Origin of the sequence: Brevundimonas viscosa (assembly GCF_900116065.1) — a bacterium.
Classification (GTDB): Bacteria; Pseudomonadota; Alphaproteobacteria; order Caulobacterales; family Caulobacteraceae; genus Brevundimonas; species Brevundimonas viscosa.
This window is the reverse complement of the sequence record NZ_FOZV01000002.1, coordinates 258,569-275,913: the sequence shown is the minus strand read 5'-3', so window position 1 is coordinate 275,913 and position 17,345 is coordinate 258,569. Positions and strand designations below refer to the sequence as shown.

Here is a 17,345-nt window from a genome sequence, read left to right as displayed (position 1 = left end):
TGAAGACTCTTCCCGCGTCAGTCCTCGACGTGCGGCGGACAGACAGGCAGGGCGTCGTCCGAAGGGGAAAGGGCCCCGACCACCACCTGGAGCACCGGCTCGGGCCAACGCTCGAACGTCGCCATGGCGGCCGGGACCGTGCAGACGGAGGTGGCGTCAGGGCCGCGGGCCTGGCCGCCGACGTAACGGACGACGTAGCCGGCGTATTTCAGCCCCTGATCCTGGCCGTTCTCGACCTTCAGAAGCGAGCCGACGTCCTGCCGGGCGTGCAGGCCGAACCGCAGGGTTCCAGGCGCCGCGCCGTTCGGGCCCCCGCGCGAGCCGTCGGCCGGAGGCAGCACGTCGGCCAGCTGGATCCGATCCACGGCGATCAGGTCGTAGGTCCCGTCCGCGTTCCGGCGCAGCGTGGCGCGCTCGCCGATCGCGACGTTCAGCGTGCCCTGCACATAGCTGGAACGCCGTCCCTCGAATGTCTGGGGCGTGGCCGGATGGGGGACCTGAGGGCTGGCGGCGACGGCCGCGATGATCAGGGGCGCGAGCAGCATGGGAACTCCGGGGAGATCGGAGCCTGCACCTCTGGCCCCCGCCATGCAAGTCAGGGCGCGGGGGCTGGCGCAACGGGCCAGAGACGTTTCCCGAGGGATCGCCGCCTCCATGGCGGAACGCCCCGCGACACGTCAGGCCCGGAAGAGGCCGGCCGCGGGTCGTCCGCCCTCTTCCGGTCCGACTGATCCCTGACGACTTCACCCCGCGATGCGGAACCGAACGGTGAAGACGACCGGCGTCGGTTCACGAACCTCCGCGAGTTGATGCGCGGCCAGTCGGGCGTTGCCGGCCGCCTGGACGGCGGCGGCGCCGAACCCGAGGCCTCCGGGCGTTTCGCTGAGCACCGAACAGCTCGACAGGCGACCGTCGGGCTGAGCCATGCAGCGCACCTGCCCCGAGCCGGCATTGACGCCTGCATCCAGCGCCGCGGCGGGGTAGGCGGGCATCGGATGCCGGGCCCAGTCGGGATTGCGGATCGTCCGATCGGCCTCCGCGGCCGCAGCCTCCTGCGCGGTCGTCACGACCGGTTCCCGCTGGGCGGCGACGGCGATCGATGCGGAGGCCGCGGCCGCCGTGGCGAAGCCTGCCGCGATGAGGGCGGTCCGGCGAAGGCGGGGCTCCGCGGGCGGGGCGGGCTCGAGGATGGCTTTCAGGCGCAGCATGGCGAAGCTCCTTTTCGCACTGGTGAAGGTCAGGGCCGGGACCGGCGAGCTCGGGGTTTTCCGGATCGCCTCGACGAGCGCCCGGGCGTAGAGGCGCCGCGCGGTGTCCGAGGCACCCGACAGGGCGAGCGCATCGCAGGCTTCCTCCCGCGCCGCGGCCCGGCGGGCGCGGATCCATGGCAACAGCGGGTTGGCCGCGCACAGGATGAGAAGCGCTTCCTCGATCCACACCGTCCGGTGGTCCCCGCGCCGAAGGTGCGCCAGCTCATGGGCGCAGATCGCCTCGGCCGCGGGGCCGGCGACGGTTTCCGGCAGAAGCAGGAGGGGCCGGAAGAAGCCGGTCAACAAGGGGGTCGGGATTGCATCGCTGCAGCAGACGCTTGGCACGCGAGCGCCAAGGCGGCCCGCGGCCACGGAGATCTTTCGCACGACGTCCGGGCCGGCGTCGCGGGCGCCGGTGGCGAGGCGATGCAGCGCGATTGCGCGTCGGCCCAGGTCGGTGGCTCGCAGGAAGCTGAGCGCCGCAGCCAGGACGAGACCGCCCAGCACGGCTGTATCGGGGGAAAGGCCGGGCCCGGCGCCGGCCGCCGGAACGGCGTCCACGGAAAGCGCGGCCCCGCCCGCGAGCCCGGGGACGACCACGACGGGCGCGGGCAGCAGCAGACTGAGGGGCACCAGAAGCGCCGGGAGGACGGAGACGTAGAGCAGCGCGCCCCAAAGCCGCTCGCGGAGAGCGGGGTCGCCCAGCCGTCGCTCCCATCTCCCGAGGAGGGCCAGACCGGCCGCCGCCAGTCCGACGGACAGCCCGAGCGAGAGAAGGATCAGCTGGGCCCCGCTCATTTCGCCGCTCCATCCCCCTCAGGGATTTCGGCGAGCAGGGCCTCCAGCTCGGCGATGTCGTCGGCGTCGAGAATCTGGCTGCCCACGAAGGCGGCCGCCGGCAGACCCTTGTCCAGCTCGAGCAGGTCGGAGAGCCGCCGCATCAACCGGCCCAGCACCTGCACCTTGGGCTGCACGGCGGCGTAGACGACCACGCCATGTACCTGGCGGCGCGACAGCAGGCGCTTGGCCCGCATACGCTCCAGCACGGTACGGGTGGTGGACGGGGTCCAGTCGAACTCCGCGGCGATGCGCTCGTGCACCTCGCGCGCTGAAAGGTCTCCGTCGCGCCAGAAGCGCTTCAGAACCTCGAGCTCCGTATCGTTCGGATCGACTGCAGCCAACGACGCATCTCCTGCCTGTCGCTGACACGCTACAATTGTCGCGCCTTCACGTCAACTGTCCCATCAGGGCCGACGCAGGCGCGAAAAAGGGGCCGGCGAGCGAACTCGCCGACCCCTGATTTCAGCGCATCCCGAAGGATGGAGCGATCAGCTGCTGCTGGTCATCGAGGCGACTTCCGAGGCGAAGTCGGGGCCCTCGACCTTCTCGACGCCTTCGCCGAGGGCGAGGCGGACGAAGCCGGCGACGTGCAGGCCGGGCGCGCCCAGCTCCTTGCCGGCGTCGGCGACGAGCTGCTCGATGGTCTTGTCCGGGTCCATGACGAACGGCTGCTTGGTCAGCACCACGTCCTTCTGGAACTTGGCGATCTGGCCCGAGACGATCTTCTCGATCATGTTCTCCGGACGGCCTTCCTCCTTGGCCTTCTCGATCAGGACGGCGCGTTCCTTTTCCACCGCGGCCGGGTCGAGGTCGTCGGTGTTCAGGGCCAGCGGGGCGGTGGCCGCGACGTGCATGGCGATCTTGCGGCCCAGCTCGCGCAGGGCGGTCTTGTCGCCGCCGCCGTGCAGGGCGACCAGCACGCCGATGCGGCCGACGCCCGGCGAGACGGCGTTGTGGACGTAGCTGGCGACCACGCCCTCGTCGACCGCGAGGCGGGCGGCGCGGCGCAGCTGCATGTTCTCGCCGATGGTGGCGATCATCTGGGTCACTTCGTCCTGGACCGTCTTGCCGGCTTCCAGCTCGGCGCCGTGCAGGGCCTCGACGGTGTGGTGCTCGAGGCCGAGCTGGGCGAAGCGCTTGGCGGCGTTCTGGAACAGCTCGTTGCGGGCCACGAAGTCGGTCTCGGCGTTGAACTCGATCGCCGCGGCGACCTCGCCCTTGCCCTCTTCCTTCGAGGCGACGGCGACGAGGCCCTCGGCGGCGACGCGGTCGGCCTTCTTGGCGGCCTTGGACAGGCCCTTGGCGCGCAGCCAGTCGATGGCCGCGTCCATGTCGCCGTTGGTTTCCTGCAGCGCCTTCTTGCAGTCCATCATGCCGACGCCCGAACGCTCGCGAAGCTCCTTCACGAGGGCGGCAGTGATCTCGGCCATGTTCTTCTCCTTGGGGTATTTCGTATGCGGGAACGGCCGGGTGATTAGCCCGGCCGTGTGTCGTTTGAACGCACGGCCCTCATCCAGAAGGCCGTCGGGCGATCAGCCCGTGGCCTTCTCGGTCTCGACCGCGTCATTGGCCTCGGTGGTGGCCTCCTGGGCGGCCTCGTCGGCGACGGCCGGCTCGGCGGCCGCTTCCATCTCGGCGGCGACGCCTTCCGTGCCGGCCGGAGCGGCTTCGGCTTCAGCCTTGGGGGCTTCGGCCTCGCGCAGCATCGGCTCGACCGGGGCTTCCGAGGCGCCCAGATCGATGCCCGAGGCCGCGGCGCCCGAGGCCAGGCCGTCGAGGACGGCGTCGGCGATCAGGTCGCAGTAGGTCTGGATGGCGCGGGCGGCGTCGTCGTTGCCCGGGATCGGATAGGTGATACCGTCCGGATCGCAGTTGGTGTCGAGGATGGCGATGATCGGGATGTTCAGCTTGCGGGCTTCCTGGATCGCGATCGCTTCCTTGTTGGTGTCGATCACGAACATGATGTCGGGGATGCCGCCCATGTCCTTGATGCCGCCCAGCGAGGCTTCCAGCTTGTCGCGCTCGCGCTGCAGGCTGAGCAGCTCGCGCTTGACGCGGCCCTCGCCGCCCGACTCCAGCAGGGAGTCCAGCTCGCGCAGGCGGGCGATCGAGCCCGACACCGTCTTCCAGTTGGTCAGGGTGCCGCCGAGCCAGCGGTTGTTCATGTAGTACTGGGCGCAGCGCTTGGCGGCCTCGGCGACCGGATCGGCGGCCTGGCGCTTGGTGCCGACGAACAGCACGCGGCCGCCCTTGGCGGCGACGTCGCGCACGGCGACCAGCGCCTGGTGCATCAGCGGGATCGACTGCGACAGGTCGATGATGTGGATGTTCGAGCGGGCGCCGAAGATGTAGCGCTCCATCTTCGGGTTCCAGCGGTGGGTCTGGTGGCCGAAGTGCGCGCCGGCTTCCAGCAGGGTGCGCATGGAGAATTCAGGCAGAGCCATGATCGTCTTGTCCTTTTTCCGATAGACGTTGCGCGGACGGTTAAAGGACCGGATGGCCCCTCGGAACGGAGCCGCCGGGGATGTCTCCCCCGGAAGCGCCACGCCCGCGTGCGAAGTGCGCGGGGTCTCTAGGCGAGTTGCGGGCTGAAAGCAAGGTCGCCTTGCATGCGCGCCGGTTCGGTCGGATACAACCGGTATGAGGCAATCGGTACTGCTGCTCGCCGTCGCGTTGAGCGTTGGAGCGCCCGTTTCTGCTGTCGCGCAATCAGCGTCCGACGAACTTGATATTCGACACCAGCCATGGCCGCGCCGGGAAGCGTTCGCGGGTGTGACCACGTCCGGCGCGCGGTCGGGATCCTGGTCCGCCAATCGCTTCTATGTCGTCCACCTCGGGGCGTGGCCGAACACCACTCACTACTGGGTCGCTCGTCGGGCATCAGGCGAGAGCTTTGGCCCGACGGCCGGTCAGACGGACATCGCCTGGGCGGACTCGCGATCCTGCCCGGCGTTGGAGCGGGTGCTTCTTCAGTTGGAGAACCTGCCTGCGGCGTGGATCGACGTGCCCCGGCTGGGTCGGGAAGACGAACGGTGGAGCTGGACCCTGGACGGTGTTCATCACCGGCTTTGGACCACCGCCCGGGATGCACGGACCGGCCTTGCGATGTCCATGATCCTGGAGGGCAACGTCAACACACCCGTCGAGCGATGGTGGACAGAAGCCCTTCGTCGTCTGGAAGGCTGCTGGACGACTGCGCCTCCCTCTGAAAGCTGAGGCCTTCGACGACCCTGCTGATCGGGCTCCGCGCCGCAGCGCCGCCCGCCGGTCGCCAGAGACCTCGAACTCACCCGAGCCACAACTGGCCGGCCGCGGCGGCGACGGCGAGGATCAGGGGCGCGGCGAAACGGCCCTTCAGCGTCCAGGCGGCGACGAGGGCGAGGCCGCCGATGACCAGCAGCGGCCAGCCCGGCCCCTGCCCGGCCAGGCCCGCGGCGAGCTGGAATACGGTGGCGGCGATCACCCCGACCACGGCGCCGGCGATCCCGTCCAGCACGGCGTGCACGGCCGGAGCCTCGACCACCTGCTCCAGCCGGTCGTGCAGGATCATGGAGAAGGCGAAGGCGGGCAGGAAGACGCCGGCGGTGACCGCCAGCGCGCCAGGAAAGCCGCCGGCGGCGTAGCCGACGAAGGTCCCGAAGATGACCAGCGGCGCCGGCATGACATTGGCCAGCACCACGCCGTCGAGGAAGGTTGCGTCGCTTATCCAGCCGCGCGGGACCACGTCGGCGCGGACGAAGGGGATGGCGGTGTAGGCGCCGCCGAAGGTCAGCAGTCCCGCCTTCAGGCCGGTCAGGAACAGGGCGAGGGCCGAAGCGAGAACCGGCGCGGCGACGCCCACGTCGGCGGCCTGCGGCGCGGCCGGCCGCAGAAGCCACAGCACAGAGACGGTCGCGGCGGCGGCCAGCGCTGCAAGCGCCCCGCCCCGCCGCCGGGTCGCCGCGAGGCCGTGGATCACGGCCCCCGCCGGCAGCACGATCCAGAACGGGACGCCGGCCAGGGTCGCCGGCAGGGCCAGGGCCGCGACCAGCCACAGGCTGCGGGCGACGAGGATGTGGCGGCCGATGCGCTCGACGGCGCGGGCGATCAGACCGATCACCGCCGCCTGCGCTACCAGCAGCGCCGCGGCGAGGGCCCCCTGCCCTACGTCGAAGCGGAACCAGGCCCAGGCGGCGGCGAGCATGAGCAGGAAGCCCGGCAGCATGAAGCCCAGACCGGCGAGCAGGCCGCCGATCCGTCCGCGGGCCCGCACGCCCATGTGCACGCACAGCTCGTGCGCCTCTGGCCCCGGTAGGGCCTGCATCACCGCCAGCAGCCGGTTGAAGCGTTCCGACGACATCCAGCGGTCGCGCTCGACCAGCTCGTGGCGGACCATGGCGATCTGCGCCACCGGCCCGCCGAAGGCCAGCGCCCCGAAGCGCAGGAAGCGCAGGAACAGCGGCCACAGGCCGATCGGGGGCGGGCGCGGGTCGTCGTCGGCCATGCGCGTCATATGCCTGTCCGTGGGCCCGGCGTCACCGGTGGCGGGACGCGGCTCGTCAGGGTGACGTAACGGCGCTATATTGTCGGGCGGGAGGGCGAGACACATGGACCGGATCCGATCCGTTCTGGCGGGCGTCGTGGTGGCCACGGCCGCGGCGGCGGGAGCCGCCACCTCACAGCAACAGCCGCCATCGCCGGTCGCCGCCGTGCAGGTCGACCTGCCGCGCTCCCGCGCCGACGCCGCGGCGCTGGCGCAGGCCCGCCAGGATCCGCTGGCGGCGCGCATCCGGGGCGCCATGGCGCAGGATCCGCGCACGGCGGCCATGCTGCAGCTGGCGGCGGAGTCGCCGGTTCCGGTGCTGGCCGCGGCCGATCCCGCCTTGCTGCCCGGAGCCCGGCTGTTCACCGGCGACCGCCACTACATGATGAGCCTCGAGCGGGGCGCGCAGGTGATCGAGATCTATGGGAGCACCAAGGCCTTCCGCTCTCCGGTGGCGCAGACCCCGGCCCGGGGCGGACAGGCCGCAGCCCCGGCGCGGTTGGCGGTCGCCCGGGCCCTGGTGCGGTCGGCTGCGGCGGCGCGACGGGCGCAGGCGGCGGGCCTGACCAACCTGCGCACCGAGCAGACCGAGTACGGCCACGACGTCTCGTTCAGCCGCTTCGGGGCCGCCTACTGCGTCAGCTTCATCTGCGAGGGCCAGGGCGCGCCCGGCTGCGGCGAGGCCGAGGCCGTGGCCTTCGCCGCCGGCCTGGTGCTGATCGGGGGCGGGGCGTGAGGCGGGCGGCTTCGCTGGCGGTCCTGTTGCTGCTGACCGCCTGTTCGCCGACCGGTTGCGACGGAACCCCGCCCGCCCCGGACAAGGGCCCGCCGCCGGCCCCCGGCGACACGGTCGGTCCCGCCGAGCCGCCGGCCGAACCGCCGGCGCCGGAGACGCCGCCGGAACCCGAACCGGTCGACTGGCCTCACGACCCGCCCGGAGGCCTCGCCCCCGGCTCGGGCAGCGGCGCGACCGACCCGACGGTCTGGGCGGCCGGGATGCGCTTTCCGATGAAGGCCGGCCCCGCCTACGCCAACTCCCAGGTCTACGGCTACGGCGGCTTTGCGGCGCCCGGGCCCGGCGGCCAGTGCGACCCGCGCAACTACAGCTATCCGTGGCGCGACAATTTCTGCGAGACGCGCTCGTGGACCAACGGCCTCTGCCCCGCCGGGCGCGGCCACCAGGGGCAGGACATCCGCCCCGCCACCTGCGTCAAGAAGGTGCACGAGGTGGTCGCCGCCGAGAGCGGGCGGATCACCTCGATCGGCAGCTACACCGTCACCCTGCTGGGAGATTCCGGCCGCATCTACCGCTACCTGCACATGGACATGCCGGGGGTGCACGCCCTGTTCCCGGACGCGGCCTCGCGCACGGTGGCGCGCGGACAGACCCTCGGCAAGGTGTCGGCCGACTTCGGCGGCTCGGCCACCACCATCCACCTGCATTTCGAGATCAAGGCGCCGGTGGACACGGGGAGCGGGGCGACGGTGATGTTCGTGCCGACCTATCCCAGTCTGGTCGACAGCTACGGCAGGTTGCTGAACGGGGCCGCCTGACGGTCAGGTTCCGCGCGGCTTCGCCCGGCTGGTCGCCTCGGCGACGGCCGGGTCCTCCGGCCAGGGATGCCTCGGATAGCGGCCGCGCATCTCGGCGCGGACGTCCTTCCACGAGCCCGCCCAGAAGCGGGGCAGGTCCTTCGTCATCTGGATCGGTCGGCGCGCGGGCGACAGCAGGGCCAGGGTCAGGGGCACGCGACCGCCGCCGACGGTCGGGTGGCTGGTGACGCCGAACAGTTCCTGCACCCGGATGTCGACGCGCGGCCCGCCCTCGGCGGCGTAGTCGATGGCGGCCGAGCCGAGCGGCGTCTGCAGATGGGCGGGCGCCAGCTCGTCCAGGGCGCGCTGCCGGTCCCAGGGAACGAGGGCGCGCAGCCCCTGCTCAAGGGCGGCGTCGGGAATGCCGTCGAGCGACTGCGCCTCGGCGAGCAGCGGCCTGAGCCAGAGCTCGCGGGCTGCGAGCAGGCCCTCGTCGCCGACGTCGGGCCAGCCGTCGTCGAGCGTGCGAAGGAAGGCCAGACGGGCGCGCAGGGCGCCGGCCCGTTCGCCCCAGCGCAGGCTCTTCAGGCCGTCGCGCTCGACCTCGGCCTCGATCGCGGCGGTGATCGCGGCGCGGTCGGGGCGGCCCATCTCCTTCTCGTCGACGACGATGGCGCCGATCCGGCGGCGGCGCTTCAGGGTCATGCGGCCGGAGGGCTCGCGCGACAGGCGGTCCTCGACCTCGATGCGATGTTCGAGGTCCGCCGGATCGACCGGCGCGGCAAGCCGGATTCGGTCCCGCGCGTCGCCGCCGCCCAGCTCGGCCACCGCCAGCCAAGGCTCGCGCGCCAGCGGCTCGTGCGGGTCCATGAAGGCGCCGCGACCGGAGGCCAGCAGCACCTCGCCCGGCTTGCCGCGCGCCTTCGCCACCCGCTCCGGGAAGGCCTCGGCCAGCAGGGCGCCGGGATCCACCTCGCCGCCCTGCCCGCCTCCCGCGCTGCGCCCCCAGCGCTCGGCCAGCTTCGTCGCGTCCCGGGCGCGGGGCGAGCGGTCGCGGTCCAGCGCCCGCAGCCGCTCGCGCAGATCGGGATCGCTTCCGCCGAGACCGGGCTCCGCCAGGACGGCGGCGATGCGCGCGCCCAGAAGGGCGTCGCCCTTGTCCGAGGCCGCCGCCACCATGTGCGCCAGCCGGGGCGGCAGGGCGATGCGGGTCAGGCGGCGGCCGTGGTGGGTCAGCGCGCCCGCCCCGTCCAGCGCCTCCAGTCGGGCCAGCACCTTGCGCGCCTCGGCGAAGGCGCCGGCGGGCGGCGGGTCGAGGAGGGCGAGCCCGTCGGGCGAGCGCGCGCCCCAGCGGGCCAGGTCGAGGGCGAAGGCGGTCAGGTCGGCCTCGAGGATCTCCGGCCGCTGGTGCGGGACCAGGCCGCGCGTCTGCTCCGCATCCCACAGGCGGTAGCAGACGCCCGGCTCCGTACGGCCGGCGCGGCCGCGGCGCTGCTCGGCCGAGGAGCGGCTGACCCGCACCGTGGCCAGCCGGGTCAGGCCGCTGGCCGGCTCGAAGCGGGGCACGCGCGACAGGCCGCCGTCGATCACCACCCGCACGCCCTCGATGGTCAGGCTGGTCTCGGCCACGGAGGTGGCCAGCACCACCTTGCGGCGACCGGACGGCGCCGGTTCGACGGCCCGGTCCTGCTCGGCCTTGTCCAGCGCGCCGTAGAGGGGGGCGAGGTCGACGTCGCCCGGCAGGCGGTCGCCCAGCAGCCGCGCCGTGCGGTGGATCTCACCCTGTCCCGGGAAGAAGGCGAGGATGGAGCCGCCCTCCTCCGCCAGCGCCTGGCGGATCGCCCGGGCCATCGCCGCCTCGAACCGCTCGGCCGGATTGCGGCCGAGGTAGCGGGTCTCGACCGGGAACATCCGCCCCTCGGCCTCGATGACCGGCGCGGCGTCCAGAAGGCGCGAGACGCCGGCGATGTCGAGGGTGGCCGACATGACCAGCAGGCGCAGGTCGTCGCGGAGCAGCGACTGCGACTCCCGCGCCAGCGCGAGACCGAGATCGGCGTCGAGGCTGCGCTCGTGGAACTCGTCGAACAGCACGGCGCCGACGTCTTCCAGTCCGGGGTCGTCGAGAATCATCCGGGTGAAGACGCCCTCGGTGATCACCTCGATGCGGGTCTTCGGGCCGACGCGGGTCTGCAGGCGGGTGCGGTAGCCGACGGTCTCGCCGGTGCGTTCGCCGAGCGTCGCGGCCATGCGCTCGGCGGCGGCCCGGGCGGCCAGCCGCCGCGGCTCCAGCACCAGCACCTTGGCAACGCCCAGCCACGGCTGGTCCAGCAGCGCCAGCGGTACGACCGTGGTCTTTCCGGCCCCGGGCGGGGCGGCGAGGACGACCGCACGAGTCTCCGCGAGGGCGGATTTCAGCGGCTCGAGAACAGCGTGGATGGGCAGCATCGATCTGCGCTGTAGCCGCAACGCGCCGCTTCACGAAAGCGTCGTCGGAGGTTCACCCTTCGGAAACCGCGTTGCCAGCGCGGAAATGCGCCGCTAGCGTCCGCGCCGAAAAGCAGCATCAGGCTGTAAGTCGGAGGGGACATTCATGTGGCGCGTTAAGTCGCTCGACGCCATCCTGGCCACGGCCGAGAAGAAATCACTGCATCGCTCGCTGGGCCCGGTCCAGCTGACCCTGCTGGGCGTCGGCGCCATCATCGGCACCGGCATCTTCGTGCTGACCGCCGCGGCGGCGCAGAAGGCCGGGCCGGGGATGATGTGGTCGTTCGTGATCGCCGGCGCCGTCTGCGCCGTCGCCGCGCTCTGCTACTCGGAACTGGCCTCGATGGCCCCGGTGTCGGGCTCGGCCTACACCTACACCTACGCCGTCATGGGCGAGCTGCTGGCCTGGATGGTCGGCTGGGCGCTGATTCTCGAATACGCCGTGGCGGCCTCGGCCGTGTCGGTGGGCTGGTCCGGCTATGTGCTGGGCCTGATCGAGAACGCGCTCGGATTCGACTGGCCAGACCTGCTGCAGGCCGGGCCGGCGTGGAGCATGAACGGCTTCATTCCGACCCCGGACTTCTCGGTCGGCATCGTCAACGTCCCCGCCATCGTGGTGGCCCTGGCCGTGACCCTGCTGCTGATGATCGGCACGACGGAATCGGCCCGCGTCAACGCGGCGCTGGTGGCCATCAAGGTCGCCGCCCTGACCGCCTTCATCGTGCTGACCCTGCCGATCCTGAAGACCGGCAACTTCACCCCCTTCGCCCCGAACGGCCTGTTCGGCGAATCCTCGGGCATGGGCATCATCGGCGCCGCGGCGTCGATCTTCTTCGCCTACGTCGGCTTCGACGCGGTCTCCACCGCGGCGGAAGAGACCAAGAACCCGCAGCGCAACGTGCCCATCGGCCTGATCGGCTCGCTGGCCATCTGCACCGTTTTCTACCTGCTGGTCGCCGCCGGCGCGGTCGGAGCCATCGGCGCCCAGCCGGTGCTGGGCTCGGCCGGCGAGGCGGTCCAGCCCGGCTCGCCGGGCTTCATCGCCGCCTGCCAGCTGGCCGAGAACGCCAACCGTCTGGTCTGCTCGAACGAGGCCCTCGCCCACGTGCTGCGCGAGATCGACTACCCGGCCGTCGGCAACGCCCTCGGCACCGCCGCCATGCTGGCCCTGCCCTCGGTCATCCTGATGATGATCTACGGCCAGACCCGCATCTTCTTCGTGATGGCGCGCGACGGCCTGCTGCCGGAAGGCCTGGCCAAGGTCCACCCGAAGTGGAAGACGCCCTATGTGGTGACCATCTTCACCGGCATCGCCGTGGCCATCGCCGGGGCCCTGTTCCCCGTCGGCCAGCTGGCCGACATCTCGAACTCGGGCACGCTGTTCGCCTTCTTCATGGTGTCGATCGCGGTGCTGATGCTGCGGGTGAAGGATCCGAACCGCCGCCGTCCCTTCCGGACGCCGTTCGTCTGGATCATCGCCCCGCTGTCGGCCTTCGGCTGCGCCGCCCTGTTCTGGAACCTGCCGCACGACGCCAAGATGGTGCTGCCGATCTGGGGCGGCATCGGCCTGGTGATCTATCTGCTCTACGGCATCCGCAAGAGCCACGTCGGCCGCGGCCTCGTCGAGGTGCCGGAACTTGATCCGGACGCGCCGCACGGACCGGTGCCGCCGATGCCCGGCGCGCCGTCGCCGACGGATGATCGCCGCGACTGATCCGCGGTGAGACGAATGCGGAGGCCCGGGAGCGATCCCGGGCCTTTCGCTTTTCCGCGCCCTGCCCTACAGCCGGAGGCGGACCTGCGGATGTGGCGGAACTGGTAGACGCACTGGATTTAGGTTCCAGCGCCGCGAGGCGTGGAGGTTCGAGTCCTCTCATCCGCACCATTCTGCTTCGCCGTGGCAGCCCGCGCCGGACATCCCCGGGGCCCGAGGCGGCGAGGCGGGACGCCCCGTGAGCCTTGGAGAGGCGGCCTGCTCGCTAGCAGGCTTGTGTTGAGCGCTCCCGGCATGCCGCGCAGCAGGTTCTTGCTTTGTTCTCCGCGTCTGCTATCGTTCCGCCATGGCCGAGGCAGCGAAGGGACGTGGCGCGCGATCGAATGCGACGGGGCGCTACGAGCCGGAGACGCTCGAGGCCTTCGACGACGGCTGGACCGGCGAGGACGCCGAGGTCGCGCCCCTGCGCACGACCCTGACGCCTGAGCGGGCGCGGACGATCATCACGCGCAACAGCAGCCCGGACGTTGGCTTCGACCGCTCGATCAACCCGTACAGGGGGTGTGAACATGGCTGCATCTACTGCTATGCCCGTCCGGCCCATGCCTTCATGGGCCTATCCCCGGGCCTGGATTTCGAGAGCCGGCTGTTCTGGAAGCCCGGCGCCGCGGGTCTGCTGGAGCAGGAACTCGCTCGGCCCCGCTACGTCGGCCGCCACATCCACATAGGCGGCAACACCGACCCCTATCAGCCGGTCGAGCGCGAGCTGAAGGCGACGCGGTCGGTGCTGGAGGTGCTGCAGCGCTTCAACCACCCGCTCAGCATCATCACCAAGTCGGTGCTGATCGCCCGCGACGCCGACATTCTCGGGGCCATGGGCCGCGAGGGGCTGGCTTCGGCCCTGGTGTCGATCACCACCCTGGACCGCAAGCTGGCGCGAGCCATGGAGCCGCGCGCCTCGACGCCGGCGAAGCGACTGGAGGCGATCTCGCGTCTGGCCGACGCCGGCTGTCCGGTCGGGGTGGGCTTCGCCCCGGTGATCCCGGGGCTGAACGACCACGAGCTGGAGGCGGTGCTGGAGGCGGCGGCGAAGGCCGGGGCGACCTCGGCCATGTACGTGACCCTGCGCCTGCCGCTGGAGATCAAGGACCTTTTCCGCGAATGGCTGGAGGACGCCCGCCCGGACCGGGCGGCGCGGGTCATGTCGCTGGTGCGACAGACGCGCGGGGGCCGCGACTACGATCCCGAATGGTCGCACCGGATGAAGGGCGAGGGGCCGGTGGCCGAGCTGATCGGCACGCGCTTCCGGGCCGCCCTGAAGCGCTACGGCCTGGACGGGCCGCGCCCGGCGCTGGACACCAGCCGCTTCCGCGTCCCGGCGGACATGAAGAAGCAACTGGACCTGTTCGACGCGGCGTGAGGCCGTGGGAGGAGGATGCGATGCAGCAGGAAGGAACGGTTCGCCGGGCCCGACGCCTGCGCAAGGCGCCGACCAAGGTCGAGGCCATTCTGTGGCGTCACCTCCGTCAGCGACAGGTCGCCGGCCTGAGGTTCAGGCGCCAGGTTCCGATCGGTCCCTATGTGATGGACTTCGCCTGCTTCTCGCAGCGGCTGGTGGTCGAGGTCGATGGCGGCGTTCATGATCTGCGCACCTTCGATGACAGCCAGCGGGACGACTGGCTGGCGGGGCAAGGCTTCAGGGTGCTTCGGTTCACGAACGGCCAGGTCGAGAAGCGTCCGCACGAGGTCATCGCCGCCATCGCGGCACACACCCCTTCCCCCATCTCGGGGGAAGGTGTCAGGCGGAGCCTGACGGATGGGGGCTCTGTCCACATTCGGATTGGCGAGGGCGGCGCGCCAGCTGAGAGCCCCCATCCGAGCCGCTCCGCGGCCCACCTTCCCCCGAAAAGGGGAAGGAAGACGGTCGGTAGCGCCTAGGGAAGATACTCCGCCGGGAGCGGCGCGTCCGGGGTCTCGGCCTGCCAGTAGACCGACAGGATCCACCAGCGCGCGCCGTCGTGGAACAGCTGGATGCTGTTGATCCCCCGCGCGAAAGGCGCGGCGTCGGAGAGGTTGTGCAGGGTCTCGTAGGTCGACCAGACGTGCATGATGCGGCCGAAGCGTTCGCTGCGGCGGGCGATCTCGCGCTCATGGAAGCCCTCGCGGAGCAGGAAGGGCTCGCTGCGGGCGATGTACTCGTCCGGCGTGACCGAGCGGACCACGCCCCTGCCCTCCCGGTCCGCGCCGGACGGCATCAGCCGCGCGGTCGGATGGAACAGGCTGCGGAAGCGATCCCAGTCGCGCGCCTGGCCGGCGTCTCCGGAGATAACGTCGTACAGGGCCGCGACGACGGCCTCCGGCGAGGCTGCGTCGGCGGAAGCCGCTGCGGCGGCAGGGGCCTCCACGGTCGATGCGGGCGGCTGCTGCGCCGCGGCGGGAGCGGCGCAGGCCAGAACGAGGACGGCGGCGAGGATGGACGGGCGCATCGAGGCTGCTCCGGATCCCGTCAGGCCGCCCGCCGGCCGAACAGCGCGGACAGCTCGGTCAGCCGCGTCTTGTCCCGCCCCGTCGCGCGGCTGGCGGCGGCGGCCAGCGCCTCCGACACCCCCGAGGCGTCGCCGCCCTGCCCGGCGCGCCAGCTCTCGATGGCCGACTGCGCCCGGCTCGCAAGCTCGCCCTCGATCGCCCGGTTTCGCATCAGCTGATCCAGCCAGGCCTGGGCCACATCGGGGCTGTCCGCCCACACGATGCGCGTCTGGGTCTGCGGGTTGATCGTGTCGAGGCGGACGCTCTCGGCGGCGGCGATCTCGGCCGCCGACAGGTGCTCGCCCGGGACCAGCTTGAGCACGTCGAGCCCGCGGGCGATCTCGCTGGCGTAGATGCGGCCGTTGAACCAGTAGGCCGACCAGGCACCGCCGACCATCAGCCGCTCCGCGTCGAGCGGTCCTCGGTCGAAATACGCGATCTCCATCGGCCGGGCCGGATCGGTGAAGTCCATTACCGACACGCCGCCCTGGTACCAGGCCTGGACCATGAGGTCCCGCCCGGGCACGGGGATGAGGTTTCCGTTGTGAGCGACGCAGTTCTCCGAGGCCGCCTGCGAGGCCGGCAGCTTGAAGAAGCTCTGCCCCTTCAGCTGGCGGTCCTCGACGGTGGCGATCAGGTTGGCGCCCCAGGTCGCCGGGTCCTCGGCCCGGCAGCGGGCGCTGGTGCCGCCGCCCCACTCGTCGGTGAAGACGATGCGGTCGCCGGCATCGTTGAAGGTGGCCGAGTGCCAGTAGGCCATGTCGGCGTCGAACAGCTCGGAGATGCGGCTCGGCTGCTCCGGGTTCGAAATGTCCAGCAGGATGCCGTTGCCGCTGCAGGCCCCAGCCGCGAGGTTGAGCTCGGGATAGACGGTGATGTCGTGGCAGTGGTTGGTCTGGGCGGTGCGCTGGCTGGCGATCCCCGCCGCGCCGCCGCGCCACAGGCCGGCGATCGCCCCCGTCTCGCGGTCGGCGAAGATGCGGGGGCGGCTGACGATGGCGGCCTGTTCGGGCGCATCCAGCGGCACCTTGATGACGTCGATGGAATAGAGGGCGGTCTCCGGGTTCTCGCCGGGCTGGCCGTCGGAGCAGATGCCCAGCTCCTCGGACTTGCGCACGCCGGAGGTCGCCGAGTTGTAGAGGTAGAGGACGTTCGGATCGGTCGGGTGCGGGACCTGGGTGTGGGTGTGCGAGCCGCGGCAGGTCTGCACGGCGGCGATCTGGCGCGGCGCGTTCAGGTCGGAGATGTCGAAGATGCGGATGCCGCGAAAGCGGTCGGCGTTGACCTCGCCCTCGGCCTCGGCTGTGCCGCAGTCGAGCCGGGCCCTGTTCTGCTCGACCGACATGAACAGCAGGTCGCCGTGGACCGACACGTCGCCCTGCCCGCCCGGGCAGACGACCGACATGACCAGTTCGGGAGCCGCGCCCGCCTTCAGGTCGTAGGCGTTGAAGCCGTGGAAGCTGCCCACGAACAGGCGACCGTCGGATACGGCCATGTCGCTGTTGGCCAGGGCCAGCGGGCTGTAGCGCGGCCGGGCGGGCGGCTCGGCGGTCGCCGCGGCCGGCGTGGCCGCCTCCCCCTGCGGCCGGCGGGGCTGCGGCGCGAAGATGGCCTCGGGGTCGAAGAAGCCCGGCGCCGGCTCCAGCGAATGCTCGAGCTCCAGCCCCGAGGCGACCTGACCCGCGTCGCGCAGGCCGGGCGACAGGCTGCTGCGCGGATCGGCGGTCTGGGCGGCGGCGGCCGATGCCAGCAGGACGCCGGCGACGGAGGAAAGCAGAAGGCTGCGAACGATCATGGCCGGTCCTCGGCGGTGGGGTTCAGGTCGGAAAGCAGGGATTGCATGCGCAGGATTTCGGCCGACTGGTCGGCCACGACGGAGCTCAGGAAGTCGGACAGCAGCGGATCCTCGCCCGCGTCGGGCAGGGCCATGAGGGCGTCGACCATGTCGAGGGCCCCCTGGTGGTGATCGATCATGCCCTCCAGGAAAAGGCGGTCGAAGGCCGGTCCGCGGGCGGCGGCCAGCGCCTGCATCCGGGCCGGCGACAGCATGCCGGGCATCAGCGGCGTGTCGGACGGGGCGCCGTGTCCGGTGTGCCCGCCGTGGCCCGTGTGGGGGTCGGCGGCCGCTTCCGGCTGCTCGCGCGCCGCCAGCCAGTCGCGCATCTGCTCCATCTCGGCGGCCTGTCCGAGAGCGATGCGCTCGCCGAGCTGGCGGACGGTCGCATCGGCGCCATGCGCGCGCAGCAGCTCGACCATCGCCACGGCCTGGGCGTGATGCACCAGCATGTGCTGCATGAAGCGGACGTCCTCGGCGGTGAAGCCGGTGCGGCTCAGGCCGACCGACTCGCCGGCGGAGATCACACGCGGAGGCTGCCCCGGCGCGCCGGGCTGGAAGATCGGCGGCGTCTGCGGCGGCGCGGCCGCGCAGAGGACGGTCGCGATCAGGCCGAGGGTCAGGGACAAGGCGGCTTCCGGG

General features: G+C 71.8%; 16 protein-coding genes and 1 tRNA gene. 7 read left to right on the top strand and 10 right to left on the bottom strand.

What is annotated here, in order from left to right:
* Nucleotides 1-17: 17 nt before the first annotated feature.
* From BM333_RS05610 to rpsB, 5 genes are all read right to left on the bottom strand, one after another.
* The gene (locus BM333_RS05610; RefSeq protein ID WP_092308215.1) at nucleotides 18-545 is read right to left on the bottom strand and encodes a hypothetical protein; all 528 of its coding nucleotides are present in this window, start codon (nucleotides 543-545) and stop codon (nucleotides 18-20) included.
* Nucleotides 546-743: 198 nt separating this feature from the next.
* Nucleotides 744-2,048, bottom strand: a complete 1,305-nt coding sequence (locus BM333_RS05605; RefSeq protein WP_092308213.1) for a M56 family metallopeptidase — start codon at nucleotides 2,046-2,048, stop codon at nucleotides 744-746.
* A complete protein-coding gene (locus BM333_RS05600) occupies nucleotides 2,045-2,431 on the bottom strand; it encodes a BlaI/MecI/CopY family transcriptional regulator (RefSeq protein WP_092308211.1) in 387 nt (128 codons plus the stop codon). The genes BM333_RS05605 and BM333_RS05600 overlap by 4 nt, the downstream gene beginning before the upstream one ends.
* 147 nt (nucleotides 2,432-2,578) lie before the next feature.
* On the bottom strand, nucleotides 2,579-3,520 hold the full coding sequence (gene tsf / locus BM333_RS05595; protein ID WP_092308210.1) for a translation elongation factor Ts: 942 nt from the start codon (nucleotides 3,518-3,520) through the stop codon (nucleotides 2,579-2,581).
* A 102-nt stretch (nucleotides 3,521-3,622) separates the two neighbouring features.
* Nucleotides 3,623-4,534, bottom strand: coding sequence for a 30S ribosomal protein S2 (gene rpsB / locus BM333_RS05590; protein WP_092308208.1), 912 nt, complete (start codon nucleotides 4,532-4,534; stop codon nucleotides 3,623-3,625).
* A 196-nt stretch (nucleotides 4,535-4,730) separates the two neighbouring features.
* Between rpsB and BM333_RS15630 the strand changes: the two genes are divergently transcribed.
* The gene (locus tag BM333_RS15630) at nucleotides 4,731-5,306 is read left to right on the top strand and encodes a hypothetical protein (RefSeq protein WP_143105779.1); all 576 of its coding nucleotides are present in this window, start codon (nucleotides 4,731-4,733) and stop codon (nucleotides 5,304-5,306) included.
* Nucleotides 5,307-5,376: 70 nt separating this feature from the next.
* Here the strand turns inward: BM333_RS15630 and chrA are convergent, their stop codons facing one another.
* Entirely contained in the window at nucleotides 5,377-6,582 is a 1,206-nt protein-coding gene (gene chrA, locus BM333_RS05585; RefSeq protein ID WP_177221808.1) for a chromate efflux transporter, read from the bottom strand.
* 94 nt (nucleotides 6,583-6,676) lie between these two features.
* On the opposite strand from chrA, the gene BM333_RS05580 reads away from it, so the two are divergent.
* Both BM333_RS05580 and BM333_RS05575 read left to right on the top strand, forming a co-directional pair.
* A complete protein-coding gene (locus BM333_RS05580) occupies nucleotides 6,677-7,348 on the top strand; it encodes a hypothetical protein (protein WP_092308206.1) in 672 nt (223 codons plus the stop codon).
* Nucleotides 7,345-8,166 (top strand): M23 family metallopeptidase, encoded by an 822-nt coding sequence (locus BM333_RS05575; RefSeq protein ID WP_245777157.1) that lies wholly within the window; start codon nucleotides 7,345-7,347, stop codon nucleotides 8,164-8,166. Before BM333_RS05580 ends, BM333_RS05575 begins: the two co-directional genes overlap by 4 nt.
* A 3-nt stretch (nucleotides 8,167-8,169) precedes the next feature.
* On the opposite strand, the gene hrpB is transcribed toward BM333_RS05575, so the two are convergent.
* Nucleotides 8,170-10,590: an ATP-dependent helicase HrpB gene (hrpB, locus tag BM333_RS05570; protein ID WP_092308204.1), complete on the bottom strand. Its 2,421-nt coding sequence runs from the start codon at nucleotides 10,588-10,590 to the stop codon at nucleotides 8,170-8,172.
* A gap of 145 nt (nucleotides 10,591-10,735) precedes the next feature.
* On the opposite strand from hrpB, the gene BM333_RS05565 reads away from it, so the two are divergent.
* From BM333_RS05565 to BM333_RS05550, 4 genes are all read left to right on the top strand, one after another.
* On the top strand, nucleotides 10,736-12,343 hold the full coding sequence (locus BM333_RS05565) for an amino acid permease (RefSeq protein ID WP_092308202.1): 1,608 nt from the start codon (nucleotides 10,736-10,738) through the stop codon (nucleotides 12,341-12,343).
* Between the two features lie 86 nt (nucleotides 12,344-12,429).
* Nucleotides 12,430-12,514, top strand: a tRNA-Leu gene (locus BM333_RS05560).
* 175 nt (nucleotides 12,515-12,689) lie between these two features.
* Complete coding sequence (locus tag BM333_RS05555) at nucleotides 12,690-13,763, top strand: PA0069 family radical SAM protein (RefSeq protein WP_092308200.1); 1,074 nt, start codon at nucleotides 12,690-12,692, stop codon at nucleotides 13,761-13,763.
* A 20-nt stretch (nucleotides 13,764-13,783) separates the two neighbouring features.
* Nucleotides 13,784-14,281, top strand: coding sequence for an endonuclease domain-containing protein (locus BM333_RS05550; RefSeq protein WP_092308198.1), 498 nt, complete (start codon nucleotides 13,784-13,786; stop codon nucleotides 14,279-14,281).
* Here the strand turns inward: BM333_RS05550 and BM333_RS05545 are convergent.
* The 3 genes from BM333_RS05545 to BM333_RS05535 are packed head-to-tail and all read right to left on the bottom strand — an operon-like array spanning nucleotide 14,278 to nucleotide 17,332.
* Nucleotides 14,278-14,829, bottom strand: a complete 552-nt coding sequence (locus BM333_RS05545) for a hypothetical protein (RefSeq protein ID WP_092308196.1) — start codon at nucleotides 14,827-14,829, stop codon at nucleotides 14,278-14,280. The two genes, BM333_RS05550 and BM333_RS05545, sit on opposite strands and share 4 nt — an antisense overlap.
* Before the next feature lie 20 nt (nucleotides 14,830-14,849).
* Nucleotides 14,850-16,664 (bottom strand): LVIVD repeat-containing protein, encoded by a 1,815-nt coding sequence (locus BM333_RS05540; protein WP_092308194.1) that lies wholly within the window; start codon nucleotides 16,662-16,664, stop codon nucleotides 14,850-14,852.
* On the bottom strand, nucleotides 16,661-17,332 hold the full coding sequence (locus BM333_RS05535) for a DUF305 domain-containing protein (protein WP_092308192.1): 672 nt from the start codon (nucleotides 17,330-17,332) through the stop codon (nucleotides 16,661-16,663). Before BM333_RS05535 ends, BM333_RS05540 begins: the two co-directional genes overlap by 4 nt.
* Nucleotides 17,333-17,345: the final 13 nt, after the last annotated feature.